This window comes from Streptomyces sp. NPDC004266, from assembly GCF_042874095.1.
In the GTDB taxonomy this organism is placed as follows: domain Bacteria; phylum Actinomycetota; class Actinomycetes; order Streptomycetales; family Streptomycetaceae; genus Streptomyces.
The window spans coordinates 495,707-520,321 of the sequence record NZ_JBIAMM010000004.1; the positions used below are offsets into that span (position 1 = coordinate 495,707).

A 24,615-nucleotide genomic window follows, 5' to 3' on the forward strand; every position below is an offset into this window, starting at 1 on the left:
GTGTCGCGGTGTCCCGTCCACGCGGTCCGGGGTCTTTGTACAACTTGCAACCTCTGGGCGGCCCGAGGGGGTGTGACAGAAACCGCACGCCTGGCGCTGATAGGAGTACGGAGCCGTGCTGCGGCTCCGTGGACGACGACCGGGGCCTCTCCTGTGGGGGGTGGCGGCCCCGGTCGTCTCCCTTTTCCCCTCCTCTTCTCACTCTTTCTCGCGACCTTTCGCCTCACGGGGCGCGGTACGCCCTTCGAGTGTCAACCAGCCGTTGACAGTGGAGGAGTGTCAACCTAGGGTTGCCTCATGACGAATCCAGTCGGCGTGAACGTCCCTGTCCGTCTCGACGAACTCATCGAAGCCATCAAGAAGGTCCATCCGGACTCCCTGGAGCAGCTCTCCAGCGCGGTCATCGCCGCGGACCACCTCGGCGACGTCGCCGACCACCTCATCGGCCACTTCGTGGACCAGGCCCGGCGCTCCGGCGCCTCCTGGACCGACATCGGCCGCAGCATGGGCGTCACCCGCCAGGCGGCCCAGAAGCGCTTCGTGCCGAAGGAGCCCGACGCCTCCACGATGGACCCGAACGCCGGGTTCAGCCGCTTCACCCCGCGCGCCCGGAACGTGGTCGTGGCCTCGCAGGAGGAGGCCCGTACGGCCGCCAACGACCAGGTCACGACCGGTCACCTCGCCCTCGGCCTGCTCGCCCAGCCCGAGTCGCTCGCCATGCGGTGGCTGGCCGGGCACGACGTGACGGAGGAGGCGGTGCGCGACGCGGTGACCCCGACGCTGCCGCCGCGGGCCGAGAAGATCCCGGCACTGATCCCGTTCGACGCGGACACGAAGAAGGTCCTGGAGCTGACGTTCCGCGAGGCCCTGCGCCTCGGCCACCACTACGTCGGCACCGAGCACATCCTGCTGGCCCTCCTGGAGCACGAGGACGGGCGGGGCGTGCTGAGCGGACTCGGTCTGGACAAGGCCACGGCGGAGCGGGAGATCGCCGAGGCGATCGCCTCGGTCGAGCTCCAGGCACCGGAGGCCTGACAGGGCCTCCCGCGTGAAGCGAGGGGGTGGCCGGCGCCGGCCACCCCCTCGTCGCGTACGGAACCCCGCGGCTCAGGCCGTCCGCGCCCGGCGCGAGACGACCGCGCGCAGCACCCTGCCGCCCTCGACGGACACCTCACGGGCCCGGCGCAGCCCGGTGGGCCCGTGCGCGGCGGCTTCCAGGACGGCCGACTGGCGGCGGAGCTCCCCCGCGAGCAGCGGGCCCGCGCCGTCCGCGTCCCCGGCCCGGCAGCGCTCGACGAGCCCGTCGGACACCTCGGCCGCGTCGTACCGCCCGTGCAGGGCGAGCGCCGTGACGGAGCAGTCGCCGGCCCAGGCACGCAGGGCGTCGGCGGTCCAGGCCGCCGGGGCCTCGGCGAGCATGCGGCGCACGGCCTCGGCGTCCCCCGTGCCGTCGACGTCGAGGTCGACGCGGGCCTTGGCGACGGCCTCGCCCCACGCGCCTCCGTCGCCGCGCGCGACGGCCGCCCACACGGGGCGCAGGGCGTCGGCCCGGTCGGGGGCGAGCAACGGCAGACAGCGGTCGAGGCAGGCGAGCCCGGCCGCGGCCAGCCCTCGCTCGTCGGCCCCGTCGATCAGTTCCAGCAGGCTCCGGCCGTTCCCCGACGTCATGGACGCCTCCTCGCCACCCGATGCGGACGCAGTACTTCCACTACTGCGCCGAGGGGCGCTTTTTCGTCACTGCGCGGCCGGAATCATGCCAGTGGCCTTGGCGTGCTGCATAGAGGTGAGACGCCGGACGAGGAGGATGGCGAGGACGGCGGCGGCGGCGTTGAGGCCGTAGCCCGCCAGGGACCAGGCCGTCGCGGTGTCATAGGCCTCGACGGTCTCCGCGTTCTTGTACAGCCGCCCGGCGATCGAGTCCGTGACGTTGCCGACGACGAAGCACACCCACCAGCCGTTGAGCAGCGTCAGCTCCCCCTTGGTGTCGGGGGCGTACGGCGCCCAGCGACTGGCCCGCCAGATGTCGGCCGCGATCACCCGCGGGATCCAGAGGTTGCCGATCGGCACGAACCAGCCGCCGATCGCCCAGCCGGGCTTCCGGCCCTGCAGATCACCGGCCCAGACCTCGGCGTTGTTCCGCAGCCGGTGGAACCAGACGATGAAGAGGACGACGGTCGCCAGGTGCACCAGGCCCGCCGTGCCGTAGGCCCCGTCGACCGGCCCGACTGCCACGTCGGAGTAGTACGGGTCGTCGGCCACCAGATCGTGGCCTTCGATCCCGGCGAGCAGGACGTCGAAGAAGATGTTGCCCGCGAGCAGGACCACGACGGCCCGTGAGAGGCCGATCGGGTTCTTGAGCGTGCGCATGTGGTGGGTTCCCCCCAAAGGAACACGCGGCGGCCACTCGGCCGCCGCCGGAGGAACGTATGCGATCCGAACCGATCGCGTCCACGACAAAAAGTCACCGCACCTTCGCCGCCAGCGCCCGGAACTCCGCCCAGGTCAGCGCCGGTGGCCTCGGGTCCCAGACCTTCTGGGCCAGGGCCGCCAGCGGCAGGCGGATGCCGTCCGCCACCTGGGCCTGCGTCTGCGCCCGCGACAGGTCGCACCAGACCGCGAGCCGGCCGCCGAGGATCTGGGGGTCGTACCGCGCCGGCACGGGGGTGGAGCCGCGCAGGACGCGGGGGGTCCACTGCTCGTAGATCCGGCGGCCGGTGGGGTACGGGAACTTATTGGGCTCGCCCAGGATGTAGTAGAGGTAGTCGTCGTTGAGGTTGACCACCTTGCGGCCCTCGGCCAGGTACGAGACGGGCAGCCGGGCGCCGATCTCGCGGCCCGTCCAGTACTCGACCTCCAGGTCCTTGTCCGGGCTCACCACCCCGCCCGTGAAGAAGCCGTCGTTCCAGGCCTTGAGGGTCTTGCCGGTGGGCCGGACGACGGCCGCGCGGTCGTTGAGCCAGCCGGTGGCGAGGTCCTGGACGCGGCCGGAGGGCCCGTACTTCGCGACCGCGGCCCGCGCCAGCTTCGGATAGCTCGCCTCGGGGTTCTTGGACATCAGGGCGACGTACTCGTCGCCGCCGAGGTGCCAGTACGCGCCGGGGAAGAGCCCGGTGTACTCGCGCAGCAGCTCGTCGACGATCTTCGCCGCGTCCGGGTTCGAGATGTCGACGGTTCCGCGCGGGGTCCGGCCGCTCGCGCTGACGAGCTGGAGCCCGGGGTGGGCGGCGATGACGGCGCCGAGGTGCCCCGGGGAGTCGATCTCGGGGATCACCGTGACGTGGCGGCTCGCGGCGAGGGCGAGGATCCGGCGCACCTCGGCCTTGGTGAGGTGCTGGGCCGAGACGACCTCGGGGTGGCTGGAGGACTCGATCCGGAAGCCCTGGTCGTCGGAGAAGTGCAGCCCGAGCTGGTTGAGCTTCAGGTCGCCCATCTCCCGGATGCGGTCCTCGATCCAGGCGGCGGTGAAGTACTTGCGGGCGATGTCGAGCATGAGTCCGCGCTGCGGCTTCGCGGGCCGGTCGGTGACGGTCCCCTCGGGCATGGCGCCGGTGGCCTTCACCGACTGCTTGAGGGTGCGGGTGCCGTAGAAGACCCCGGCCTCGTCGGGGCCGGCGATCCGGACGCGGCCGCCCGTGACCGCCAGGGTGTACGACTCGGGGGCGCCCGTGCCGCCGAGGGCCAGTTCGACGTCCCCGGGACCGGCCGCGACGGCGCCGCGGTACGGGATGCCGAGCTCCCCGGCGAGCAGCCGCCCCTCGTCGGCGAGGGCCCCGCTGTTCGCGGCGAGGACGACCCCGCCCGTGGGCGCGGGCTTCCAGCCGGGGCCGCGGGCGGCCTGGTGGGCGCGGACGGCGGGGACGGTGCGGGGCGCGGTGGAGAGGGGGTGGGTCTTCGTGGGCGTGGGCGTCGGCGTGGGCGCGGGCGTCGGCTCGGAGCCGGGCGGCGCGGCGCTCGTGGGCGCGGCGCTCGTGGACGCGCCCGTGGCGGCCGGGCCGGAGGGCGGGCCGGACGGGGAACCGTTCGAGCAGGCCGCCACGGTGACCAGCGCCACCGCGGTCGCCAGGAGGGCGGGGGCCCGACGAGGCCCTCGGGGGGAGTACCGCATCACTCGGAATCCTCCCGCAAGGACGAGGGTCCGACCACTCGGCGGGGCGGAAGCCGATCGTCCATCATCTGTTCCGAAACTCTCCCTTCCGGGTGAAAATCGCGCATCCGTCGGACACTTCCCTCTTCCCGTCGATAACGTTGAGTCACGCCCACCCCACCCGTCCCGGAGCACCGGAGTCCACGCTGACCAGCGACACCCACGCCCCCTGCCGGAAGCCGGGCGCCGCGGACACCCCTGCCATACCTGCCCAGCAGACCCGCTCCCGGCACGCCGGCGGTCTCGTCGGATTCAACGCCGCCTCGCCCGCCGAGGCGGTGGCGCTGCTGCTCACCTGCTGCCACAGCACCCGCTGGGCCGAACGGGTGGCGGCGCACCGCCCGTACCCGACCGTGGACGCCCTGCTCGCCGCCGCCGACGAGGCCGGGTACGACCTCTCCCGCGCCGATCTCGACGAGGCCTTGGCCGCCGAGTCCTCCGCGCCGCCCCATCCGGACGCCCCGCCGGCCGCCCGGACCGCGCTGCGGGCCGCCCACGCCGCGTACGAGAGCAGTTTCGGACACGCGTTCGTGATCAGCCTCGACGGAGTGCGCCCCGGGGAGCGGCTCGACCAGTTACTGGCCGGTATCCGGTCACGTCTCGGCAACGAAGCGGAGGAGGAGCGGGTGGTCGCCGCCGACGAGCTCCGCCGCCTCGCCCGCGCCCGGCTGGCCTCCCGGGTGACCCGGGGGCTCACACCGCGACACTCCGGGCCGTGATTCCGTCCGCAATGCGGTGATTTCGGCCTGTGTGATAGCCCGTCCGTGCCTGTTTGATCACACCGATGGACCCCGGGCGAGCGAACCGACAAGTCGTCGCTACGATGACCGGGGCCGGTGGACCGTACCCGGCCGGGTCAGACCGACAGAGAAGCCGGCCGACCCCGATCCCCGCTCCCGGAGGGTTTTTCCGTGCCGGCTGGAACGCTGTACCGCGGCCGGGAAGGAATGTGGTCCTGGGTGGCTCATCGAGTCACCGGCGTCCTCATCTTCTTCTTCCTGTTCGTACACGTGCTGGACACCGCTCTCGTCCGCGTCTCCCCCGAGGCGTACGACGAGGTCGTCGCGACCTACAAGACGCCGATCGTCGCTCTTCTGGAGTACGGCCTGGTCGCCGCCATCCTCTTCCACGCGCTGAACGGCCTCCGGGTCATCGCCGTGGACTTCTGGTCCAAGGGCCCGCGCTACCAGAAGCAGATGCTCTGGACCGTCGTGGGCATCTGGGTCGTGCTGATGGCGGGCTCCCTGTACCCCGTCCTCGGCCACGCCGCACGTGAACTGTTCGGGAGCTGACGCCAGACATGTCGACTGACACCACCTCCGCGATCGGACCCGTCGAGGGCGGCCCGCGCTACGACGCGGACAACCCCGCGCCGTACATCGAAGCCCCCCGCAAGCGCACGGGCAAGACCCCTCGCGCGACCCGCGGCAACTTCGAGATGGCCGCATGGCTCTTCATGCGCCTCTCCGGCGTGGTCCTCGTCGTCCTGGTCCTCGGCCACCTGCTGATCCAGCTCTTCCTGGACGGCGGCGTCACCAAGGTCGGCTTCGCCTTCGTGGCCGGCCGCTGGGCGTCCCCGTTCTGGCAGGTCTGGGACCTGCTGATGCTCTGGCTCGCCATGCTGCACGGCGCCAACGGTCTCCGCACGGTCATCAACGACTACGCGGAGCGGGCGAACACGCGCCTGTGGCTCAAGGGCCTGCTGTACACCGCCACGGTGTTCACCATCCTTCTGGGCACGCTGGTGATCTTCACCTTCGACCCGAACATCCGCTAGGCACGGGGCTGAGGTAATCCACGTCATGAAGATCCACAAGTACGACACCGTCATCGTCGGCGCCGGCGGCGCCGGCATGCGCGCCGCCATCGAGGCGACGAAGCGCAGCCGCACCGCCGTGCTGACGAAGCTCTACCCCACCCGCTCCCACACGGGCGCCGCGCAGGGCGGCATGGCCGCCGCGCTGGCGAACGTGGAGGAGGACAACTGGGAGTGGCACACCTTCGACACGGTCAAGGGCGGTGACTACCTGGTCGACCAGGACGCCGCCGAGATCCTGGCGAAGGAGGCCATCGACGCCGTCCTCGACCTGGAGAAGATGGGCCTGCCGTTCAACCGGACGCCCAACGGGACGATCGACCAGCGCCGCTTCGGCGGTCACTCCCGCAACCACGGCGAGGCCCCGGTCCGCCGGTCCTGCTACGCCGCGGACCGCACCGGCCACATGATCCTCCAGACGCTGTACCAGAACTGCGTCAAGGAGGGCGTGGAGTTCTTCAACGAGTTCTACGTCCTGGACCAGCTGATCACCGAGGTCGACGGCGTCAAGAAGTCCGCCGGCGTCGTCGCGTACGAGCTGGCCACCGGCGAGATCCACATCTTCCAGGCCAAGGCGGTCATCTACGCCTCCGGCGGCACCGGCAAGTTCTTCAAGGTGACGTCGAACGCCCACACCCTGACCGGTGACGGCCAGGCCGCCTGCTACCGCCGCGGCCTGCCCCTGGAGGACATGGAGTTCTTCCAGTTCCACCCGACGGGCATCTGGCGCATGGGCATCCTGCTGACGGAGGGCGCCCGCGGTGAGGGCGGCATCCTCCGCAACAAGGACGGCGAGCGCTTCATGGAGAAGTACGCGCCGGTCATGAAGGACCTCGCGTCCCGTGACGTCGTCTCCCGCTCCATCTACACGGAGATCCGCGAGGGCCGCGGCTGCGGTCCCGAGGGCGACCACGTCTACCTGGACCTGACGCACCTCCCGCCGGAGCAGCTCGACGCCAAGCTCCCGGACATCACCGAGTTCGCCCGTACGTACCTCGGCATCGAGCCGTACACGGACCCGATCCCGATCCAGCCCACCGCGCACTACGCCATGGGCGGCATCCCGACCAACGTCGAGGGTGAGGTCCTGGCGGACAACACCACCGTCGTCCCGGGCCTGTACGCGGCCGGCGAGGTCGCCTGTGTCTCCGTGCACGGCGCCAACCGCCTCGGCACCAACTCGCTGCTCGACATCAACGTCTTCGGCAAGCGCTCCGGCATCGCCGCCGCCGAGTACTCCGCCAAAAACGACTACGTCGAGCTGCCGGAGGCCCCCGAGGCCTTCGTGGTCGCCCAGATCGAGAAGCTCCGCAACTCCACGGGCAACGAGCGGGTCGCCGACCTGCGCCGTGAGCTCCAGGAGACGATGGACGCCAACGTGATGGTGTTCCGCACGGAGCAGACCATCAAGACGGCCGTCGAGAAGATCGCCGAACTGCGCGAGCGCTACGAGAACGTGTCCATCCAGGACAAGGGCAAGCGCTTCAACACCGACCTCCTGGAGGCCATCGAGCTGGGCAACCTGCTCGAACTGGCCGAGGTCATGGCCGTCTCGGCCCTGGCGCGCAAGGAGTCCCGCGGCGGTCACTACCGCGAGGACTACCCGAACCGCGACGACGTCAACTTCATGCGCCACACCATGGCGTACCGCGAGGTCGGCGAGGACGGCTCCGAGACCGTCCGTCTCGACTACAAGCCGGTCGTCCAGACCCGCTACCAGCCGATGGAGCGTAAGTACTGATGGCTACCCCCGTACTGGACAAGGTCGAGGCGGAGTCCGCCGCCTCCCCGTACATCACGGTCACGATGCGGATCCGCCGCTTCAACCCCGAGGTGTCGGACGCCGCGGTCTGGGAGGACTTCCAGATCCAGATCGACCCGAAGGAGCGTGTCCTCGACGCCCTTCACAAGATCAAGTGGGACGTCGACGGCACGCTGACCTTCCGTCGCTCCTGCGCGCACGGCATCTGCGGCTCCGACGCGATGCGGATCAACGGCAAGAACAGGCTCGCCTGCAAGACGCTGATCAAGGACATCAACCCGGAGAAGCCGATCACGGTCGAGGCCATCAAGGGCCTGACGGTCCTGAAGGACCTGGTCGTGGACATGGAGCCCTTCTTCCAGGCGTACCGGGACGTCATGCCGTTCCTGGTCACCAAGGGGAACGAGCCCACCCGCGAGCGCCTGCAGTCCGCCGAGGACCGCGAGCGCTTCGACGACACCACCAAGTGCATCCTGTGCGCCGCGTGCACGTCGTCCTGCCCGGTCTTCTGGAACGACGGCCAGTACTTCGGTCCGGCCGCGATCGTCAACGCGCACCGCTTCATCTTCGACTCGCGTGACGAGGCGGGCGAGCAGCGCCTGGAGATCCTGAACGACAAGGACGGCGTGTGGCGCTGCCGCACGACGTTCAACTGCACGGACGCGTGCCCGCGCGGCATCGAGGTCACGAAGGCCATCCAGGAGGTGAAGCGCGCGCTGATCACGCGTCGCTTCTGACATCCTGTTCGGCCGGAGAGCCCGCTTCTGTACGCTGCGGCGTGCAGGAGCGGGCTTTTCCATTGCACAGAGAATCGGGGACTGATGAGCGAGCCGAACCCTTACGCGGACGGTGAGTACAAGTGGGGGCCGGGGCAGCAGGGCGGGGCGCCCGGGAGCCCGGCGTACGGATACCCGCAGGACGCGACGCCGGGGTACGGGTACCCGCAGACGCCGCCGCCCTACCAGCCGACCCTGCCGGGCGGCGTGCCGGTGCCGCCGCAGCACGGGCCCGTGGGCGGGGGCGCGCCGGTGCTGAGCCTCGGTGACATCACCGTGGTCGGCGACCAGATCATCACGCCGGCCGGCAACATGCCCCTCAAGGGCGCCGTGTGGAACGCGATGGACATGTCGCGGACCGAGGAGAAGATGCCCACCGTGGCGATCGTCCTCGCCGTGATCTTCTTCATCTTCTGCCTGCTCGGCCTGCTGTTCCTGCTGATGAAGGAGAAGACCACGACGGGCTTCATCCAGGTCACGGTGACCAGCGGTGGCCGCCACCACTCGACGATGATCCCGGCGACGGGCCCGGACACCATCCACTGGGTCATGGGACAGCTGAACTACGCGCGCTCGCTGAGCATGTGACGGTCGGGCAGCCGGGGGGGGTCAGCCGCCCACGAGGGGGACGAGTCTGAGGAAGACGACCTCGGTCTCCGGGCCCACCGTCACCGTCTCGTCGAGCTCCTCGACCTGACGGTCGCCCACCAGGACCAGGAAGCCGTTGCGTCCGAAGGCCTCGACGGCCCGGGCGAAGGCGGGCGCGCCGTCCTCGGGGGCCGTCTCGTGCTCGACCCTGCGGCGGATCAGCTCCCGCAGGGCGAGCCGTTCTTCCGTGACGGGCAGGCGGGGGCCGGCCGTGCGGCCCCCCGTGGTCGTCTCGTCGACGAAGGTCACCGTTCCCATGCCGAGCAGCGTAGGGACGGCCACCGACAACGCCCCCGTCAGGCGTGCCAGGACTGGGTGGGGCCGCCCGCCTCCGCCTCGACCATGATCCGGCGCAGCATGCCGTTGAGCAGGTCGCGTTCCTCGGGGGTGAGGACGCCGAGGAGCCGCTCCTCCTCGTGGCCGAGGACGTCCATCGCGCCGAGCCAGGTCTCGCGCCCGGAGGCGGTGAGCTCGACGACGACCCTGCGGCGGTCGGTCGTGGACTGGGTGCGGCGGACGAAGCCGCGTTTCTCCAGGGCGTCGAGGCGCCCGGAGACGGAGGCCGGGGCCAGGTCGAGGTCCTGGGCGAGTTCGGAGGGGGCGGCGCTGCCGCCGCGCCCCGCGAGCTTGTGGAGGGTGTCGAACTCGTGGCGCTCCAGGTCGAAGTCGACGAGGGACTGCTCCCTGACCCGGCGCAGATGCACCGAGAGCTTCTTCATCCGGGTGACCGCGCCTTCGACGACGGGGTCGAGGCCGGGCAGGACGGGCTGCCAGCGGTCGACGTGCCCGTCGGTCCAGTCACGTGGTGCGTGTGCTTCGCGGGGTTCGCGGGGGGCACGCGGTTCCTCGGGGTGTGCCATGGGGTGATCGTACGTCGGCGGGGCGCCGTTCTCCCGAGAAGTATTTCGTTGACGAATTATTCGGTGCCGAAATAACCTGCGCTCCATGTCCACTGCCCCCGTGCGCCCCCTCACGTCCCCGCCCGTCCCCCACCCCCTGCGCACCCGCCCCTTCCGCCTCCTCTTCACCGGCCGCGCCCTCTCCCTGCTCGGCGACGCCGCCATCCCCGCCGCCCTCGCCCTCGCCGTCCTGGAGGCCACCGGCTCCACCTCGGCGCTCGCCCTCGTCCTCGGCTGCGCGATGGTCCCCAAACTGCTCCTGCTGCCGCTGGGAGGCGTCGCCGGAGACCGCTTCGACGCCCGTACGGTCGCGCTCACCACGGACCTCGTACGCTGCGCCACCCAGCTCGTCGTCGGCGTCCAGCTGCTCGGCGGCGCCCCCAGCCTCGCCGTCCTCGCCGTCGCCGAGGCCCTCGGCGGCGCCGCCGGAGCCTTCGCCATGCCGACCGGCTCGCCGCTGGTGAAGGGCACCGTGCCGGAGGAGGCCCTGCACCGGGCCAACGCCGCGATGGGCGTCGCCCAGAGCGCCACCCGCCTCGCCGGACCCGCGCTCGCCGGCACCCTGGTCCTGACCGTCGGCCCCGGCTGGGCGTTCGTCCTGGACGCGGCCACCTTCGCCGTCAGCGCCCTGCTCCTGACCGCCGTACGGGTGAAACGGGTCCCGGTCCCCCGCCGCTCGCTCCGCGCCGACCTCGCCGAGGGCTGGCAGGAGGTCCGCTCCCGGGACTGGTACTGGACCAGCCTCGTCGGCCACAGCGCCTGGAACGGCGCCGCCGCCGTCCTGATGACCCTCGGTCCCGCCATCGCCGTGGACCGGCTCGGCGGAGGCACCACCTGGGTCGTCCTCCTCCAGGTCGGCGCCGTCGGCTTCCTCCTCGGGACGCTGCTCGCCGACCGGGCCCGCCCCCGGCGCCCGGTCCTGACCGCGAACCTCGGCCTCGCCACGTACGCGCTGCCGCTGGTGCTGCTCGCCCTCGCCGCGCCCGCGCCGGTGACGATCGCGGCGTACGGGCTCGCGCAGGCGGGGCTCGGCTTCCTCTCCCCCGTCTGGGAGACCGCCGTCCAGCGCGCGGTGCCCACCCACGCGCTCGCCCGGGTCACCTCGTACGACTGGCTGCTCTCGCTCGCCGCGATGCCCCTGGGGTACGCCCTCGCCCCGCTCGCCGCCTCGGCCTGGGGCCCCCAGGTCCCGCTCCTCGCGGCCGCGGTGGCGGTGGGCGGCTGCTGCGCGGGGACGGCGCTGGTGCCGGGCGTGAGGCGGTTCAGGTAGGGCTGTCAGTGGGGTCCTCTACCTTCGGGAGCATGGTGGGGATCACGGGCCTGGAGAGCAGGCTGGACGAGGCGCTGGCGCGCGAGCTCGCGGAAGGGCCGGGGCCGGTGGGCGAGTTGCTCGCGTCCCTGGACGCGCGGGGACGCAGGGAGTGCGCGATCGCGCTCCAGGAGCGGGCCGCCCGCGGCCCGGACACCCGGGCGGCACCGGCCCTCGCGGCCCTGGCCGAGCAGGAGTTGGGGTGGGGCGCGGCGGAGGCCGACCTGCTGCTCGCGCGGCTCCTGGGGAAGGGCGCGCTGGTCTCCCCGTACGAACTCCGGGGCGCCTTCCTGACGCTGGTGCCGATCGCCCTCGCAGCGGCCGCGCAGGCCGGGGACTTCGACCGGCCCCGGGTGCGGGCGCTGCGCCGGATGGCCGAGTCGCTGCGCATCTACCGGAGCGACGAGTTCGCCGGGATACGGGACCGGATGGACCGGCTGCTGCGCCGGGAGGAACCCGTGGTGACCGGCCGGCTGCCCCGTCATGTCCTCGACGGTCTCGACCAGTTCGGTCCGGCGATGCGCGCGGCGCACGGGGAGCTGCTCGCGGGAGCGGGCGTGGCGGCCTTCCTCGGCCACTGCGCCCTCCTGGACAGGCCCCGGGCGACGCGCGTCTGGCGCCGGACGGCGGCGGCCCTGCTCGGGGAGGCCGAGCAGGGTGCGGAGGTGGTGCGGCGGCTGTTGGAGGGGATCGCCGCACAGCCCGAGCACCGGGTGACCGACGTCAACCCGTGGCGCGCGGTCGAGCGGGGTCTCGCCGGCGACACCAACACCTGCCTCGTCCGCGGCCTGCTGTGGGCCGCGCTCGACGTCGACGCCGAGTGGGTCGTGCCGCTCGTCGGGGCCGTCGCGCTGAACGCGGGGACGGGGCTCGGCGGTTCCGGCGGGTTCTGCCGCAGTCAGCCGCTGGCCACGACGGCGGTCGCGGTGCTCGGGGAGTGCGGGGGCGTCCGGGGCGAGGAGGCCGTGCAGTGGCTCGGGCGGCTGCCGAAGAAGGTGCGGAACCGGACGGTGGCGAAGGGGATCGCCAAGGCCTTGGAGGCCGTCGCCGCGCGCTCGGGCCTCACCCCCTCGATGCTCCGCGAGCGCGGGGTGGCGACGCTCGGGCTGGACGGGCGCGGGGTCCGGGAGGTGCCGATGGGGGCGTACACGGCGGAGCTCTCGGTACGGGAGCCGGGCACGGTCGCGCTCTCCTTCAGGAGCCCGGAGGGGAGGCTCCCGAAGACCGCGCCGAAGGAGGTCCGGGAGGCGCACGCGGAGGAGTTGAAGGAGGTCAGGGCGGCCCTGAAGGAGCTCAAGGGCCTGGTGGCGGCCGAGCGGTCCCGGCTGGAGGAGCACCTCGCGGCGGGGACGGTCCGGCCCGCGGAGGACTGGCAGCGGTACTACGTCGACCATCCGGTGACCGGGGCCCTGGCCCGTGCGCTGCTCTGGGAGGTCACGGAGGACGCGGCGGACGGCGGGTGGACGGCCGGCCTCCCGGAGCGGGCGGGCGGCGGCTGGGCCCTCGCCGGGCACGACGGGACGGCGCGTCCGGTCGGTCCGGGCGCCCGGCTGCGGCTGTGGCACCCGCTGCGGGCCGGCGGCGAGGAGGTCGCCGAGTGGCGGGCCGCGCTGGCGGAGCGGGAGGAGCGCCAGCCGTTCAAGCAGGTCTTCCGCGAGGTGTACCCGCTGACCCCGGCGGAGCTCGCGACCGGCTCGTACTCCAACCGCTTCGCGGGACACGTCCTGCGGTACGGGCAGGCGCGGGCGCTGATGGCCGAGCGCGGCTGGACGGGGAACCACCTGGGGTACTTCTCGGACGGCTGGTCCTCGGAGCTGGTGAAGGAGCTGCCCGCGCCGGGCGAGCTGCCGGTCGGGGAGGGGACGCGCTGGCGGGCCCGGTTCTTCGTGGAGCTGGTCGACGAGGGCGCGCGCGGGGACGGGGTGGCCCGGCTCTGCTCCACGGACCAGGTGCGGTTCGAGAGGAGGGCGGGCGCGCGGGGCGCCTGGGCGGCGGCCGCGCTGACCGACGTGCCGGCGCTCGTGCTCTCCGAGGCGCTGCGGGACGTCGACCTGTTCGTGGGGGTGGCGTCGATCGGGGCGGACCCGCGGTGGCGGGACCGCGGGGAGCACCGGGCCCACGACGGGTACTGGGAGAGCTGGTCGTTCGGTCCGCTGACGGAGTCGGCGCTGATCCGGCGCGAGACGCTGGCCCGGCTGCTGCCCCGGACGCGGATCGCGGACCGGGTGGAGCTGACCGACCGCTTCCTGCGGGTCCGGGGCGAGCTGCGCGCGTACCGGATCCACCTGGGCTCGGGGAACGTGCTGATGGAGCCGGACGACGCCTATCTGTGCGTGGTGCAGGACCGCGTGCGGGACCGGGGGAAGGTGTTCCTGCCCTTCGAGGAGGACGGCGGCCTGCTCTCGGTGATCCTGTCGAAGGCACTGCTGCTCGCCGCCGACGACCGGATCACCGACCCGACGATCACCTCGCAGATACGCCGGGGCTGAAGTCGGCGGCCGTCTCCGCGAGGAAGTCGACGAGCAGCCGGGCGGTCTCCTCCGGGCGCTCCAGGGCCGGGAAGTGGCCGGCCCAGTCGAGGTCGACGCGGCGGGCGGCGGGCAGGAGCCGTCCGAGGTCGTCGGCGACCGCCCGGAAGTCGGGCAGGTCGTGGGCGCCGACGGCCACGAGGGCGGGCACCCGGATCCGGGCGAGGTCGTCGCGGGTGACCTCGGGGGCGACGGGGTGGTGCTCCTCGGGGGCGGCGAGCTGGAGGTCGAAGGCGCGCCGCTGCGCGTCCCGGACAAGGGCGCGGGCGGCCTCCCCGGCCTCGGGGCCGAGCCAGGTGTCGACGTTGAGCTCGACGGCCGCGTCGAGGTCGCCCGCGTCGAGGAGCGCCTCCTCACGGGCTTCCCAGGCGCGCAGTTCCTCGCTGGGTGCCATGTCGGGGGCGGCGGGGGCGAGCAGGGCGAGCGCGACGACGCGTCCGGGGTGGCGGGCGGCGAGTTCGAGGGCGACCCGGCCGCCGAAGGAGGAGCCGACGACGGCGGCGCGCTCGGCGCCGAGGTGGTCGAGGAGCTCGCGCACGTCCTCGGCGTGGGTGTGCGGGGCGTCCATGGGACTGTCGCCGAAGCCGCGGAGGTCGCAGCGGACGACCCGGTGTCCCGCTCCGGCCAGCGCGCGGAACTGGCCGTCCCACATCCGGCGGTCGCAGACCCCGGAGTGCAGCAGGACGACGGTCGAGGGGCCGGTGCCGGCCAGGTCATGGGAGAGCGTCACCCGCCCGACCCTAGGGGGTGTCCTGCCGGTCATGCCGGGCTCCCGGCGCATGACGGGGCCACCCCGCCCCCCCAAAGACTTGAACGCGTTCAAGAAGAGGTCTACAGTCATGACCGCCAGCTTTTGAACGCGTTCAAGGGAGGGTGGGGCATGGACCTCACTGTCGTCGCGTACATCGTCTACCTGCTGATCAGCGTGGCCCTCACCATCTGGGTCGCCCGCACGCTCAGCCGCAACGGAAGGATCTTCCTCTCCGACGTCCTGCACGGGAACGAGAAGCTCGCGGACGCCGTCAACCACCTCCTGGTGGTCGGCTTCTACCTCGTCAACTTCGGCTTCGTCGCCCTCTACCTGAGCCAGGACGCCGCCGTCGTCGACGCCCGGGCCCTCTTCGAGGCCCTCTCCGTCAAGCTCGGAGTGGTCCTGCTCGTCCTCGGCGTGATGCACCTCGGAAACGTCTACGTGCTCAACAAGATCCGCCGCCGCGGGGTCATGGAACGCGAGCAGGTGCCGCCGGTCGGCCCCCAGGGCTGGACCACCACGCCCAAGGGCGGCCCCTGGGCCCCGCCCGCACCCCAGGGCTGACCGCGATGTCGGCCCCCACGACCCCCGTGGGACGCCTGACCGTGCTGTACGACGCCGACTGCCCGCTCTGCGTGCACCTCAGGCACTGGCTGCTGCGCCAGAGGCAGCTCGTCCCGCTCGACTTCGTACCGGCCGGCTCGCAGCAGGCGCGACGCCTCTTCCCGGCCCTCGACCACACCGCCACCCTGCGGGAGATCACCGTGATCGGGGACCGGGGCCAGGTCTACCGCGAGACCTCCGCCTGGATCGTCTGCCTCTGGGCCCTGGCCGACCACCGGCCCAAGGCCCACTGGCTGGCCACTCCCGCAGGACAGCCCTTCGCCCGGATGACCGTCCTGGCGGCCGCGAAGTGGCGCGAGGCCCTCAAGGGGCCGGGGCCGGACGACGGGCCCTGCCGGGACGGGCACTGCGAGGTGCCCGGTCCGCCCGGTTAGGCTCGGCCCCGTGAAGGACGTGAAGGAAGAGAAGAAGGCCGACGAGAAGAAGGCCCCCAAGAGCGAGCAGACCCGCACGCTCATCCTCGAAACCGCGCTCCGGCTGTTCAAGGAGCGCGGTTACGACAAGACGACGATGCGGGCCATCGCCCAGGAGGCCGGGGTCTCCGTCGGCAACGCGTACTACTACTTCTCCTCCAAGGAGCACCTCGTCCAGGGCTTCTACGACCGGATCGCCGAGGAGCACCAGGCGGCCGTCGAGCCCATCCTGACCGGTCCCGAGAAGGACCTGACCGCCCGGATCCGCGGGGTCTACCTCGGCTGGCTCGACATCGCGGAGCCGTACCACGAGTTCGCCGCCCAGTTCTTCAAGAACGCCGCCGACCCGGACAGCCCGCTCAGCCCCTTCTCCCCCGAGTCGGAGGGCCCCCGCGAGGCGGCGATCGAGGTCCACCGACGGGTCATCGCCGGCGCCTCGGTCAAGGTCGACCCGGAACTGAAGGAAGCGCTCCCGCAGTTGCTCTGGCTCCAGCAGATGGGCCTGGTGCTGTTCTGGGTGTACGACCGCTCGGAGGGCGCGGCCAACAGCCGGCGCCTGGTGGAGCGCCTCGCGCCGGTCACCGCCCGCGCGATCTCGCTCTCCCGCTTCCGGATCCTGCGCCCGCTGGTCAAGGAGACGCACGAACTGCTCTCCGACTTCATGCCGACGGCGGCCGGGATGGCGGCCTCGGGCAAGCCCCAGAAGCGGACGAGCCCGAAGCCGCAGGAGAAGGCCTAGCCCTCTGGATCCTGGAGCCTGGATCCAGAAACCTGGATCCAGGATCCCTAGATCCAGTTGAGCTCCCACAGGCGCCAGATGCCCGTGCCGTCCGACAGGTACTGGGAGCCGGTGACCGCCTCCGTGGAGAGGACGTAGTCCTTCTTCTGCCACAGCGGCACGAGCGGGACGTCGACGGCGACCTCGTTCTGGATCTCCTTGAAGTCGTTCGTCGCCCGGCCCCGGTCGCTGTACTGCTGCGTCGAGGCGATCAGGCTGTCGATCCGCTTGCTGGAGAAGCCGTTGTGCAGAGTGTTCGCGGTGCCGACGAGCGGGGCGGTGAAGCTGTCGGAGTCGGGGAAGTCGGGGAGCCAGCCGACGGGGTAGGCGTCGTAGCTGCCCTTCGCGTACCCCTTCTGGAAGCTCTTCCAGTCGACCTCCAGGATCTTCACCTTGAAGAGGCCCGTCTCGTCCAGCTGCCGCTTGATCTCGGCGGCCTCGGCGACGTAGGTGGCGTCCTTGCGGACGCCGAGGGTGAACTTCACCGGCGTCTTGATCCCGGCGTCCTTCAGGAGCTCCTGGGCCTTCTTCCGGTTCGGCTCCGGGTAGACGTCGAAGAAGGCGGTGCTGTGGCCGACGAAGCCCTGCGGGATGAGGGAGTAGAGCGGTTCGACCGTGCCCTTGTAGGCGCCCTCGGTGATCTCCGGGCGGTCGACGACGGCGGCGACGGCCTGCCGTACGGCCTTGTCCGCCATGGGCGAGCCGGGCCGGACGTTGAAGTTGAGGTTGCGGATCTCGGCGCTCTCCGCCTCGGTGATCCGGGTGCCGTCCTTGGTGTCCAGGGACGCGATGAAGTTCGGCGGGAGCTGCCGGTGCGTCACCTGGACCTCCTTCGCCTTCCAGGCGGCGGCGAGGTCCTCGGACTGGCCGAAGTACTTCACCAGGACCGTGTGACCGGTCTTGGTGACGGCGCCCCTGTACCGCGGGTTGGGCTCCAGGCGCGCGGACTCGCCCTCCTTGTACTCCTTGAGGACGTACGGCCCCGAGCCGTCGACCGCGGAGTCCGTCCGCAGCCGGTTGGCCGGGTAGTGGTCCTTGTCCACGATCGAGCCGGCGCCCGTGGCCACCTTCAGCGGGAACGTGGCGTCACGGCCGCTCAGGTGGAAGGTGACGGTTCGGCCCTCGGCCGAGACGCTCTTCAGCGTCGGGAAGAGCGGCTGCGGGCCCACGTCGGTCTTGATGCGCAGCATCCGCTCGAAGGAGTACTCGACGTCCTCGGCGGTGATCTTGCGCCCACTGGCGAAGGTGAGGTCGTCGCGGAGCGTGCACCGGTACGTGGTGAGCTTGGTGCCCACGAACTTGCAGCTCTCGGCGGCGTCCGGGACCGGCTGGGTGAGACCCGGCTTGAAGGTCAGCAGCGACTGGAAGACGTTGCTGTACATGGCCCAGGAGCCGGCGTCGTAGGCGCCCGCCGGGTCGAGCGAGGTGACCTCGTCGGTCGTGCCGACGGTGATCGGATCGGTCCGGACGCCGTCGGAGGGCAGGAGTTGCCAGCCCCCCACCCCGGCGGCCACCAGTACTCCACAAGTGATGAGGATCCGCAGACGGACCGTCGACCGCATTGCCGTGCTTCCTTTTTTTGGTACCACCCCAGAGATGCGACGGCCCCCGGAAAACGTCGCGCTGGCTGCATCCCATCACACGGTTTTCACAGGGGGAAGGAAAAACTTTCACATGACAGGTATATGTCCGGGATATGAGAATTTAAGTCGATGAGCGGCTCGTACCGGTCCCGGTGCGGGGAGTCACGACGGCCCGTCAGGCCTGCTTCGAGGCGAGTTCGACGATCGTGATGTCGGAAGGCGCCCCGACCCGGACCGGAGGCCCCCAGGCGCCCGCGCCCCGCGAGACGTACAGCTGCGTGTCCCCGTACCGCTCCAGGCCGGCGACGGTCGGGTTGGCGAGCTCGGCGAGGTAGTTGCCGGGCCAGAGCTGGCCGCCGTGGGTGTGGCCGGAGAGCTGCAGGTCCACGCCGTGGCGCACGGCGTCGTGGACGACGATCGGCTGGTGCGCGAGGAGCACCGCGGCGCGGGCCCGGTCGCGGTCGCCGAGGGCCCGCGCGAAGTCGGGGCCCTGCCCCTCGCTCTCGCCCGCGACGTCGTCGACGCCGGCGAGGTCGAAGCCGGCCGGGATCTCCACGCGCGCGTTGCGCAGCGGGCGCAGGCCGAGCTCGCGGACGTGGTCGACCCAGGCGTCGGCGCCCGAGAAGTACTCGTGGTTGCCGGTCACGAAGAAGGAGCCGTGGCGGGCCCGGAGCCGGGCGAGCGGCTCGGCGGCCGGGCCGAGGTTCTCGACGGTCCCGTCGACGAGGTCGCCGACGACCGCGATCAGGTCGGGCTGGGCGGCGTTGATCGCGTCCACGATGCGCTGGGTGTGCGCGCGGCCCAGGATCGGCCCGAGGTGGATGTCGGACACGACGGCGATCCGGTAACCGTGCGCGGCGCGCGGGATCTTGGCCAGCGGCACGGTGACCCGCTTGACCCGGGGCCCGCGCAGCACGCCGTACGTCCCGTACCCGACGGTCCCGACGGCGACGGCGGCCGCGGAGCCCCCGACGACCCGGGAGACGAACAGCCTGCGGGAGAGGTCGGACTCCGGCGACCCGGTCACGGACGCGGGCACGGGCTCCGCCGACTCGGCCGCGGGCGCCGCGGGGGCGGCGGCGGGCACGGGCTCCACCGGGACGGCGGCACGACGGCCCGTCCGGGCGCGCAGGAGCGGCCGGACGGCCTCGCCGACGAGCAGGGCCAGGACCAGGTACAGCAGGACGGCGAGCCAGAGGAAGCCCGGCCAGGCGACCGCCTGCTGGAGCGGGAAGGGCGCGCCCGCCCGCGAGGAGACCAGGGCCGCGAGCGAGAACAGCGGCAGGGCCACGACGACGGCCGTGCCGAGCCGGCGCGCGAGGCTCCCGGCCACGGTGACGTCCCGCACGAGACGCCGCCACACGTACCAGTGGACCGCCCCGAGCAGCGCGAGCACCACGACCAGGACCAGCAGAAAGACGACCACGCCCCCGAAACCCCTCTTCCAGGCCTAGGCGCCCGCGCGGCGCGCGGCGCGCACCCCACGCAACCCGAGCACCCCGATCACCGTCCCCAGGACAAAGGACGTGACGGCGAGCAGCAGATGAACCCAGAAGTAGGCCGTCGGGTCGCCCGCGTCGTCGAAGGCGAGGCCGCTCCCGTCCTTCCACAGGTTCTTGACGAAAGTGGTCCACAAGCAGCTAACCACTAGCGTACAGAGACCCAGCCGCAAGATCGCGGCAGGCCCGTTCGATACTGGCAGGGCACGGCCACCCCACTCCGAAGGACACCCCATGAAGCTCAGCCGCCGCGTCTCCTGGTTCCTGCTCGCGTTCGGCGTCTGGTCTTGGGTGATCTGGGTGACCTTCGCGAAGAACCTCTGGAAGGACGGGAGCGGCCTCGCCTTCGACGACGCGGGAAACCCGACGGCGTACTTCTGGGTCCACCTCGCCCTCGCTGTCACATCGTTCATCCTAGGGACGGCCGTCGGCGTGATCGGACTGAGGGGCGTCCGAGCGAACGCAGGCAAGTAAAAAGCCCCGCCCATGCGCTGCGAGGGAAGCGCACAGACGGGGTTTCTGGGGAGTCGTCCCGCTCAGCGCTCGCGCCGCCGGACCGGCTGACGAGTGGCAGCGTTGCGCGACCACCACAGCCCCCGGCAGGCGGGCAGCGAGAGAGCGAAGTGCGCACCGCAGCGCGCGCACCACGGCAACCCGCACTCGGGGTCCGTGGGGCACTCGGCGTCACAGCGAGGGCAATTCGGCACGGGACCTACTCTCAGGCGATCACGTCATACTCGCCGGCCTTTACGGCGTCGGTGAGCGCAACCCAGTCGGCGGCCGTCATCGTGACGATGGTGTCCGGCCGCTCGCTGGCACGCAACGCGACCACGCCGGGGACGTTGGTCGCCACCTCGGGACAGTTGTTCACCCGCGCGTCACGGCAGGCGGCCGTCCTGACGAACTGGAACTCGGGCAGCTTGGCGGACATGGGCACTCCTCTCGGAGGACGTGTCGGGGAAGCGGTCCCCGCGCCGTCGTGCACCCGCCCCCGCCGTGCGCGTCGGTGTCCGCGCGGAGGGGCGGGATTCTCAGACCGGCCGAACGGTGTCCGGCGGGACCAGCCACTCACGGCCCCCGCCCTCAGGTCGCAGAAAGGCTGTAGGGCGCTTCCTACGCTTGCCTGGCAGCTCGGCCGGATCTTCGTAGTCCTGGATCACGTCGCACAGAATGCCGACCCTGCCCAAGCCGTCCTCTGCCAGGCTGCCTACGTCCGCCTCGGTAGCCATCAGGGGCACTTCCCGATGTGCCGGTACACGACGACCGGGGAACCGGACTGCCTTTCGAGCGTCCCTCGGTAGACGCGCTCAAGCGACGCGATCGGCTGCATACACGCGGGGCACGTCTCGCCCTTCGGCGCGTATGTCGCGTACTCCCACTGACTCGCGTCTGTGCCCTGTTTCAGCGTCTTACTGGTCATCCTGCGTCGTCCCCTCAGGTCGCCTGGCACTGATCGTCACGCCGCTAGCGGGGACGTAGGAACTACGTACGTTTCCCACTTTGGGACGTCCCGCGTGGGGTAGAACGTCCCTAACGCACGGAGCGCAGGAAGGGCAGCGAGCATGCCGAACGAGCGGTTACGAGCCGTCATGCAATCCGGCGGATGGACATACGCAACCCTTGCCGACGCAGCGGACGTTGATCCGAAGAGTGTCGAGCGATGGGCGAACCTGGGACGCACGCCGAGGCGAGTGACGGCCTCAAGGCTGCCGAAGCGCTGGGGGAAGACGTCCACGCACTCTGGCCGGCGCTAAGGCAGGCGCGTGCGGCGCGGGCAGTCAGCCCGGAACTGGTCACGCTGTACGACCAGCGTGCAGACCTTCCCGTTTCTACATTCGTCGACCTGTTCAGCCACGCCACCGAGCGAATCGACGTGCTTGTATACGCCGCCGTCTTCCTGCATGAGGCGTATCCCCGCCTCAATGACCTACTGCAGGAGCGGACCGCCGAAGGATGCCGGATCAGAATCGCTCTGGGCGACGCCGACAGCGAGAACGTTCAACAGCGTGGCAGGGAAGAGAGGTTCGGGCACGGCATCGAGTCACGCTGCCGACTCGCCCTGATGCATTACCGACCGCTGCTTGACGTTCCGGGGGTGGAACTTCGGACGCACGGGACCACTCTCTACAACAGCCTCTATCGCGCTGACGATCAGATGTTGGTCAACGCTCGTGTCTGGGGCGTGAGCGCTTACGGCGCGCCAGTCTGGCACCTTCGGCGGCACGGCAACGGGGGATGTTCGACACCTATGCAGAGAGCTTCACGGCCGTGTGGGAGACCGCCCGACCCGTGGAAGGCTGAGCCTATGGCGCGAACCGAGTGCTACGACGATCCGAACGCCCCCAAGCCCAACAGCATGGTCGTAGCGGCATCAGCCGTGGTGACCGACGACCGAGGCCGCATCCTGCTACAGCGCCGCAGGGACAACGACCTTTGGGCACTGCCTGGTGGCGGAATGGACATGACCGATTCACTCCCGGGAACGGCGGTGCGGGAAGTCAAGGAAGAGACAGGTCTGGACGTGGAAGTCACGGGCCTTGTCGGTACTTACACGGACCCACGCCACATCATCGAGTACAGCGACGGGGAAGTGCGGCGACAGTTCAACGTATGCTTTCGGGCCCGGATCGTCGGGGGAGAACTCCGCATCTCTGATGAGTCGACGGAACTCCGCTTCGTGGATTCAGTCGAACTGGACATCCTGCCCATGCATCACACCCAGCACCTAAGGCTGTCGCATTATCTGGAGAATCGCAGTCAGCCATACCTCGGATGAGGCGACTTCCTCACGGCCTGGACGGCGGACAAAACACGAAGAGCCCCGACCGGAAGTCAATGAAGACTAAGGGTGCGGGGCTTGGTGCTGGATTTGCAACTGGTGCAATCCAAAGGGAGCGGCGGGCGCTTCCACCGAAACGCTCAAATAAGCCATGCGAGTTTTTTGCCTCCCTGCCGTGCTTTCAGGGCTCTGGGAGGGGGGCACCCCCTGGTCGGAGGCTCGGGCAAGCGCGGACGGACACGCTCGGCAGCCCACCCGCCGGGCTGGTGCTTCGCGGTCTCGCGGTTGTGGCACGACGTGCACAGCGGACGCAGCCGCGACCACGCATCCGGATCGGACACGTCACGAGACAGCAGCGAGCGAAGCGACTCCGGGAAGTGGTCAGCCACCGTCGCCGGCTTCGTGCACAGCACGCACCACGGATGGGCGTAGAGGTGGCGGCGCCGGATGTTCGGCCACCGTCGCCCGTACGCGCTCGTCCCTGGTGTCTCCCGAAGTGCGTTCGCCTCACGCTGGTGAGTGGCACAGCGGCCACCACTGGCAGTCAGTTCGGGGCACCCGGGTGCCGAGCACAGGGGGCGGGGTCGTCTAGGCGTAATCATCACCTCGTGCTCGCCACTTGTCTTGGAGCACAGTTGAAAGGAGAACGTGAATCCATCTACCGACATGCGCAGGCAACACGGCAGGGGGACACTAAAGACGTGATCCGCCTCTAGGAGGCATCCATGGGTGCTGAGCCTGCGGCAGAATCAAGAGGAAGTAGGCTGCGAGCCCACATCGGCTGGTGGGTGGGAATCTGCTCGGCGGCCATCGGCATCTTGGCCTTCTTTTTGACACAGTGCCAGAGCAAGGCCCCGAGCCTGAGCGAGTGGCGAGCCAAGGCAGATGCGATGTGCGAACAGGAGTTTCCGGGCATTCTTCAGAAGATGCGGGCTTCGGACGCTGCATTCCTTGAGCTGATACGGAAACCCAACCCCACACAAACCGATCGAAATAATACGGCGGACACATACCAGGAAGTCTCTGTTTCCATTCGGCATCTGGTTGGGAGTTGGCGCGAACTTGAGCAGCCAGGCGAGCAGCGAAGCGAGATCGACAAACTTCATGCCGCTGGCTCCGCTTACAGTGAATCGTATGCAAGCTTTGCGTCAGCCATTTACGCCGACGAATACCAAAATGAGGCGTATGCGGAGCAGCAAAACGCCGCACTAACCGCGCTGGACAAGCAGGTGCAGATTCTAAATTTGAAGGAATGCAAGGCTCAGATAGGTAGCCCGGAAGACGAGGGCGTGATCATCGTTCCGTGACGGCACGGCAGTGCTACGCACCGCGGGCGCCAGTGACCATCGCTCGAGCCATCAGCCCAGGGCACCGGGTACCGAGCAGGGGGGCGGGGTCTGCGGGGCGGAGGGGCATTCCCTACGAGGAGCGGGATTTCCACTGCAGGGCCCACCATTCGACGTAAGGTCTTGGCCTCTCCCTACCGGCTTGTGGTGGCACGTGTTGTCCTAGCGTCATGAGCCAAACGGATGGAACTCTCGAACGTCCCGCATTGGAACTCCGTCTAGGTGGGCTGCACTTGACTGTGCGGCGCGTCCCCGGATGGCTCGTCACCCTGATCACCACCGCCGGCGGGGCAGCGATCACGTGGTGGACTCAGCGCTAGGCCGCACGCCCGATCTCCGTCGCCGTCTTGAGCTGGTGACACCCCCGGCACAGCACTTGAACGTTGCCGTCCGTGTCGGTCCCTCCCATCGAGAGGGGCCGCACGTGGTCCACGTCCACGTCCGCCGCGGGGAAGTCGCCTAGGCACCAGTCACACCACGCGCGCCCCTTCCGCTCGATGATCCGGCGGAGTCGTGCAGCAGCGTCGTTCCGGGCCGCTCGTCGTCGGTCCCGTGCTCGCCGGGTGCGGACGGTCGGTCGTCGCTCGTACGCGGCGTGGTGGGTCTTGCAGCGGCCCCGATGGGTCGCCGGCTCCGTGCAGTCGATACAGCGCATGGCGCCCCCTCGATGTCGTCGGCCTGGTCGTCGTTCTCTGCGTGCCCGCCCCCGGACTCGAACCGGGAACCTTCGCGGTCTAAGCGCGACGCCTCTTGCCATTGGGCTAGGCGGGCTGGTGGTGCCGTGTGCCCACCCCGGGACTCGAACCCGGAACTCTGCGGCCGATATCCCGGACGAGCCGGGCCGGTACCGCGCACCTCTGCCGATTGAGCCGTTTTCATCCTGAATAGCCGCAGGTCATCAGCGTGTGGACGGCCTGAACGATGGTGCTGATGCGGCGGGTGGAGCATCTGGCTCGCCGG

The 24,615-nt window shown here is 70.6% G+C and carries 26 protein-coding genes, 1 tRNA gene and 2 pseudogenes; 16 read left to right on the plus strand and 13 right to left on the minus strand.

From position 1 onward, the window contains the following. The first annotated feature begins 297 nt into the window (after nt 1–297). Entirely contained in the window at nt 298–1,035 is a 738-nt protein-coding gene (locus tag ACFYUZ_RS13515; RefSeq protein WP_389308499.1) for a Clp protease N-terminal domain-containing protein, read from the plus strand. Between the two features lie 72 nt (nt 1,036–1,107). Here ACFYUZ_RS13515 and ACFYUZ_RS13520 read toward each other — a convergent pair whose 3' ends face one another. The 3 genes from ACFYUZ_RS13520 to ACFYUZ_RS13530 form a co-directional block, all read right to left on the minus strand. After that, a complete protein-coding gene (locus tag ACFYUZ_RS13520; protein WP_389308501.1) occupies nt 1,108–1,668 on the minus strand; it encodes a hypothetical protein in 561 nt (186 codons plus the stop codon). Between the two features lie 66 nt (nt 1,669–1,734). Then, complete coding sequence (locus ACFYUZ_RS13525) at nt 1,735–2,367, minus strand: DUF4328 domain-containing protein (RefSeq protein WP_389308503.1); 633 nt, start codon at nt 2,365–2,367, stop codon at nt 1,735–1,737. 94 nt (nt 2,368–2,461) lie between these two features. Beyond that, nucleotides 2,462–4,105, minus strand: coding sequence for a glycoside hydrolase family 20 protein (locus ACFYUZ_RS13530; protein ID WP_389308505.1), 1,644 nt, complete (start codon nt 4,103–4,105; stop codon nt 2,462–2,464). A 140-nt stretch (nt 4,106–4,245) separates the two neighbouring features. Here ACFYUZ_RS13530 and ACFYUZ_RS13535 point away from each other — a divergent pair, with 140 nt between their 5' ends. The 6 genes from ACFYUZ_RS13535 to ACFYUZ_RS13560 all read left to right on the plus strand — a co-directional run bounded on the left by ACFYUZ_RS13535 (nt 4,246) and on the right by ACFYUZ_RS13560 (nt 9,086). Further along, entirely contained in the window at nt 4,246–4,863 is a 618-nt protein-coding gene (locus ACFYUZ_RS13535; RefSeq protein WP_389308507.1) for a 2-oxo-4-hydroxy-4-carboxy-5-ureidoimidazoline decarboxylase, read from the plus strand. Between the two features lie 192 nt (nt 4,864–5,055). Then, nucleotides 5,056–5,436: a succinate dehydrogenase, cytochrome b556 subunit gene (sdhC, locus tag ACFYUZ_RS13540; protein WP_015035721.1), complete on the plus strand. Its 381-nt coding sequence runs from the start codon at nt 5,056–5,058 to the stop codon at nt 5,434–5,436. 8 nt (nt 5,437–5,444) lie between these two features. Continuing rightward, the gene (locus tag ACFYUZ_RS13545) at nt 5,445–5,921 is read left to right on the plus strand and encodes a succinate dehydrogenase hydrophobic membrane anchor subunit (protein ID WP_389308509.1); all 477 of its coding nucleotides are present in this window, start codon (nt 5,445–5,447) and stop codon (nt 5,919–5,921) included. A 25-nt stretch (nt 5,922–5,946) separates the two neighbouring features. Continuing rightward, entirely contained in the window at nt 5,947–7,701 is a 1,755-nt protein-coding gene (gene sdhA, locus ACFYUZ_RS13550) for a succinate dehydrogenase flavoprotein subunit (protein WP_123454928.1), read from the plus strand. Next, nucleotides 7,701–8,459, plus strand: a complete 759-nt coding sequence (locus ACFYUZ_RS13555) for a succinate dehydrogenase iron-sulfur subunit (protein WP_389308511.1) — start codon at nt 7,701–7,703, stop codon at nt 8,457–8,459. Before sdhA ends, ACFYUZ_RS13555 begins: the two co-directional genes overlap by 1 nt. A gap of 84 nt (nt 8,460–8,543) precedes the next feature. After that, nucleotides 8,544–9,086 (plus strand): hypothetical protein, encoded by a 543-nt coding sequence (locus tag ACFYUZ_RS13560; protein WP_389308513.1) that lies wholly within the window; start codon nt 8,544–8,546, stop codon nt 9,084–9,086. Between the two features lie 21 nt (nt 9,087–9,107). On the opposite strand, the gene ACFYUZ_RS13565 is transcribed toward ACFYUZ_RS13560, so the two are convergent. After that, nucleotides 9,108–9,404 carry a hypothetical protein gene (locus ACFYUZ_RS13565; RefSeq protein WP_389308514.1) on the minus strand — a complete coding sequence of 99 codons (297 nt, stop codon included), beginning with the start codon at nt 9,402–9,404 and terminating at the stop codon, nt 9,108–9,110. Nucleotides 9,405–9,442: 38 nt separating this feature from the next. Then, a complete protein-coding gene (locus ACFYUZ_RS13570; RefSeq protein WP_389308515.1) occupies nt 9,443–10,006 on the minus strand; it encodes a MarR family winged helix-turn-helix transcriptional regulator in 564 nt (187 codons plus the stop codon). 85 nt (nt 10,007–10,091) lie between these two features. Here ACFYUZ_RS13570 and ACFYUZ_RS13575 point away from each other — a divergent pair, with 85 nt between their 5' ends. Continuing rightward, nucleotides 10,092–11,315 carry an MFS transporter gene (locus ACFYUZ_RS13575; RefSeq protein WP_389308517.1) on the plus strand — a complete coding sequence of 408 codons (1,224 nt, stop codon included), beginning with the start codon at nt 10,092–10,094 and terminating at the stop codon, nt 11,313–11,315. A gap of 32 nt (nt 11,316–11,347) precedes the next feature. Further along, nucleotides 11,348–13,843: a DUF4132 domain-containing protein gene (locus ACFYUZ_RS13580; protein WP_389308519.1), complete on the plus strand. Its 2,496-nt coding sequence runs from the start codon at nt 11,348–11,350 to the stop codon at nt 13,841–13,843. On the opposite strand, the gene ACFYUZ_RS13585 is transcribed toward ACFYUZ_RS13580, so the two are convergent. After that, complete coding sequence (locus tag ACFYUZ_RS13585; protein ID WP_389308521.1) at nt 13,818–14,612, minus strand: alpha/beta fold hydrolase; 795 nt, start codon at nt 14,610–14,612, stop codon at nt 13,818–13,820. The genes ACFYUZ_RS13580 and ACFYUZ_RS13585 overlap by 26 nt on opposite strands. Nucleotides 14,613–14,762: 150 nt before the next feature. Between ACFYUZ_RS13585 and ACFYUZ_RS13590 the strand changes: the two genes are divergently transcribed. The 3 genes from ACFYUZ_RS13590 to ACFYUZ_RS13600 are packed head-to-tail and all read left to right on the plus strand — an operon-like array spanning nt 14,763 to nt 16,409. Further along, on the plus strand, nt 14,763–15,197 hold the full coding sequence (locus tag ACFYUZ_RS13590) for a hypothetical protein (protein WP_389308523.1): 435 nt from the start codon (nt 14,763–14,765) through the stop codon (nt 15,195–15,197). Between the two features lie 5 nt (nt 15,198–15,202). After that, entirely contained in the window at nt 15,203–15,631 is a 429-nt protein-coding gene (locus ACFYUZ_RS13595; RefSeq protein ID WP_389308524.1) for a thiol-disulfide oxidoreductase DCC family protein, read from the plus strand. A gap of 10 nt (nt 15,632–15,641) precedes the next feature. Then, nucleotides 15,642–16,409, plus strand: a complete 768-nt coding sequence (locus ACFYUZ_RS13600) for a TetR family transcriptional regulator (RefSeq protein WP_389308526.1) — start codon at nt 15,642–15,644, stop codon at nt 16,407–16,409. A 47-nt stretch (nt 16,410–16,456) separates the two neighbouring features. Here ACFYUZ_RS13600 and ACFYUZ_RS13605 read toward each other — a convergent pair whose 3' ends face one another. From ACFYUZ_RS13605 to ACFYUZ_RS13615, 3 genes are all read right to left on the minus strand, one after another. Then, on the minus strand, nt 16,457–18,010 hold the full coding sequence (locus tag ACFYUZ_RS13605) for an ABC transporter substrate-binding protein (RefSeq protein WP_389308528.1): 1,554 nt from the start codon (nt 18,008–18,010) through the stop codon (nt 16,457–16,459). Between the two features lie 196 nt (nt 18,011–18,206). Further along, entirely contained in the window at nt 18,207–19,457 is a 1,251-nt protein-coding gene (locus ACFYUZ_RS13610; RefSeq protein ID WP_389308530.1) for a metallophosphoesterase, read from the minus strand. Between the two features lie 24 nt (nt 19,458–19,481). Beyond that, entirely contained in the window at nt 19,482–19,706 is a 225-nt protein-coding gene (locus ACFYUZ_RS13615; RefSeq protein WP_389308570.1) for an SCO4848 family membrane protein, read from the minus strand. A 58-nt stretch (nt 19,707–19,764) separates the two neighbouring features. On the opposite strand from ACFYUZ_RS13615, the gene ACFYUZ_RS13620 reads away from it, so the two are divergent. Further along, the gene (locus tag ACFYUZ_RS13620; protein ID WP_030687556.1) at nt 19,765–20,004 is read left to right on the plus strand and encodes an SCO4848 family membrane protein; all 240 of its coding nucleotides are present in this window, start codon (nt 19,765–19,767) and stop codon (nt 20,002–20,004) included. A 244-nt stretch (nt 20,005–20,248) separates the two neighbouring features. Here ACFYUZ_RS13620 and ACFYUZ_RS13625 read toward each other — a convergent pair whose 3' ends face one another. Further along, on the minus strand, nt 20,249–20,461 hold the full coding sequence (locus ACFYUZ_RS13625) for a DUF397 domain-containing protein (RefSeq protein WP_389308532.1): 213 nt from the start codon (nt 20,459–20,461) through the stop codon (nt 20,249–20,251). A 631-nt stretch (nt 20,462–21,092) separates the two neighbouring features. On the opposite strand from ACFYUZ_RS13625, the pseudogene ACFYUZ_RS13630 reads away from it, so the two are divergent. The 3 genes and pseudogenes from ACFYUZ_RS13630 to ACFYUZ_RS13640 all read left to right on the plus strand — a co-directional run bounded on the left by ACFYUZ_RS13630 (nt 21,093) and on the right by ACFYUZ_RS13640 (nt 23,616). After that, nucleotides 21,093–21,831 (plus strand): annotated as a pseudogene (locus tag ACFYUZ_RS13630) (XRE family transcriptional regulator). A gap of 4 nt (nt 21,832–21,835) precedes the next feature. Next, the gene (locus ACFYUZ_RS13635) at nt 21,836–22,306 is read left to right on the plus strand and encodes an NUDIX domain-containing protein (RefSeq protein WP_389308534.1); all 471 of its coding nucleotides are present in this window, start codon (nt 21,836–21,838) and stop codon (nt 22,304–22,306) included. A 728-nt stretch (nt 22,307–23,034) separates the two neighbouring features. Beyond that, nucleotides 23,035–23,616 (plus strand): hypothetical protein, encoded by a 582-nt coding sequence (locus ACFYUZ_RS13640; RefSeq protein WP_389308535.1) that lies wholly within the window; start codon nt 23,035–23,037, stop codon nt 23,614–23,616. A gap of 355 nt (nt 23,617–23,971) precedes the next feature. Here the strand turns inward: ACFYUZ_RS13640 and ACFYUZ_RS13645 are convergent, their stop codons facing one another. The 3 genes and pseudogenes from ACFYUZ_RS13645 to ACFYUZ_RS13655 form a co-directional block, all read right to left on the minus strand. Further along, nucleotides 23,972–24,310: an HNH endonuclease gene (locus ACFYUZ_RS13645; protein ID WP_389308537.1), complete on the minus strand. Its 339-nt coding sequence runs from the start codon at nt 24,308–24,310 to the stop codon at nt 23,972–23,974. A gap of 42 nt (nt 24,311–24,352) precedes the next feature. Then, nucleotides 24,353–24,426 (minus strand) — tRNA-Leu (locus ACFYUZ_RS13650). 104 nt (nt 24,427–24,530) lie between these two features. Then, nucleotides 24,531–24,615: pseudogene (locus ACFYUZ_RS13655) on the minus strand (IS5/IS1182 family transposase); the annotation flags it as partial.

Coding starts and splice junctions, on each gene's coding strand:
- ACFYUZ_RS13575 (WP_389308517.1), top strand. CDS start 10,092: ATGTCCACTGCCCCCGTGCGCCCCCTCACGTCCCCGCCCGTCCCCCAC.
- ACFYUZ_RS13645 (WP_389308537.1), bottom strand. CDS start 24,310: ATGCGCTGTATCGACTGCACGGAGCCGGCGACCCATCGGGGCCGCTGC.
- ACFYUZ_RS13570 (WP_389308515.1), bottom strand. CDS start 10,006: ATGGCACACCCCGAGGAACCGCGTGCCCCCCGCGAACCCCGCGAAGCA.
- ACFYUZ_RS13555 (WP_389308511.1), top strand. CDS start 7,701: ATGGCTACCCCCGTACTGGACAAGGTCGAGGCGGAGTCCGCCGCCTCC.
- ACFYUZ_RS13640 (WP_389308535.1), top strand. CDS start 23,035: ATGGGTGCTGAGCCTGCGGCAGAATCAAGAGGAAGTAGGCTGCGAGCC.
- ACFYUZ_RS13520 (WP_389308501.1), bottom strand. CDS start 1,668: ATGACGTCGGGGAACGGCCGGAGCCTGCTGGAACTGATCGACGGGGCC.
- ACFYUZ_RS13515 (WP_389308499.1), top strand. CDS start 298: ATGACGAATCCAGTCGGCGTGAACGTCCCTGTCCGTCTCGACGAACTC.
- ACFYUZ_RS13595 (WP_389308524.1), top strand. CDS start 15,203: ATGTCGGCCCCCACGACCCCCGTGGGACGCCTGACCGTGCTGTACGAC.
- ACFYUZ_RS13635 (WP_389308534.1), top strand. CDS start 21,836: ATGGCGCGAACCGAGTGCTACGACGATCCGAACGCCCCCAAGCCCAAC.
- sdhA (WP_123454928.1), top strand. CDS start 5,947: ATGAAGATCCACAAGTACGACACCGTCATCGTCGGCGCCGGCGGCGCC.
- ACFYUZ_RS13560 (WP_389308513.1), top strand. CDS start 8,544: ATGAGCGAGCCGAACCCTTACGCGGACGGTGAGTACAAGTGGGGGCCG.
- ACFYUZ_RS13605 (WP_389308528.1), bottom strand. CDS start 18,010: ATGCGGTCGACGGTCCGTCTGCGGATCCTCATCACTTGTGGAGTACTG.
- ACFYUZ_RS13590 (WP_389308523.1), top strand. CDS start 14,763: ATGGACCTCACTGTCGTCGCGTACATCGTCTACCTGCTGATCAGCGTG.
- ACFYUZ_RS13525 (WP_389308503.1), bottom strand. CDS start 2,367: ATGCGCACGCTCAAGAACCCGATCGGCCTCTCACGGGCCGTCGTGGTC.
- ACFYUZ_RS13565 (WP_389308514.1), bottom strand. CDS start 9,404: ATGGGAACGGTGACCTTCGTCGACGAGACGACCACGGGGGGCCGCACG.
- ACFYUZ_RS13620 (WP_030687556.1), top strand. CDS start 19,765: ATGAAGCTCAGCCGCCGCGTCTCCTGGTTCCTGCTCGCGTTCGGCGTC.
- ACFYUZ_RS13545 (WP_389308509.1), top strand. CDS start 5,445: ATGTCGACTGACACCACCTCCGCGATCGGACCCGTCGAGGGCGGCCCG.
- ACFYUZ_RS13580 (WP_389308519.1), top strand. CDS start 11,348: ATGGTGGGGATCACGGGCCTGGAGAGCAGGCTGGACGAGGCGCTGGCG.
- ACFYUZ_RS13625 (WP_389308532.1), bottom strand. CDS start 20,461: ATGTCCGCCAAGCTGCCCGAGTTCCAGTTCGTCAGGACGGCCGCCTGC.
- ACFYUZ_RS13530 (WP_389308505.1), bottom strand. CDS start 4,105: ATGCGGTACTCCCCCCGAGGGCCTCGTCGGGCCCCCGCCCTCCTGGCG.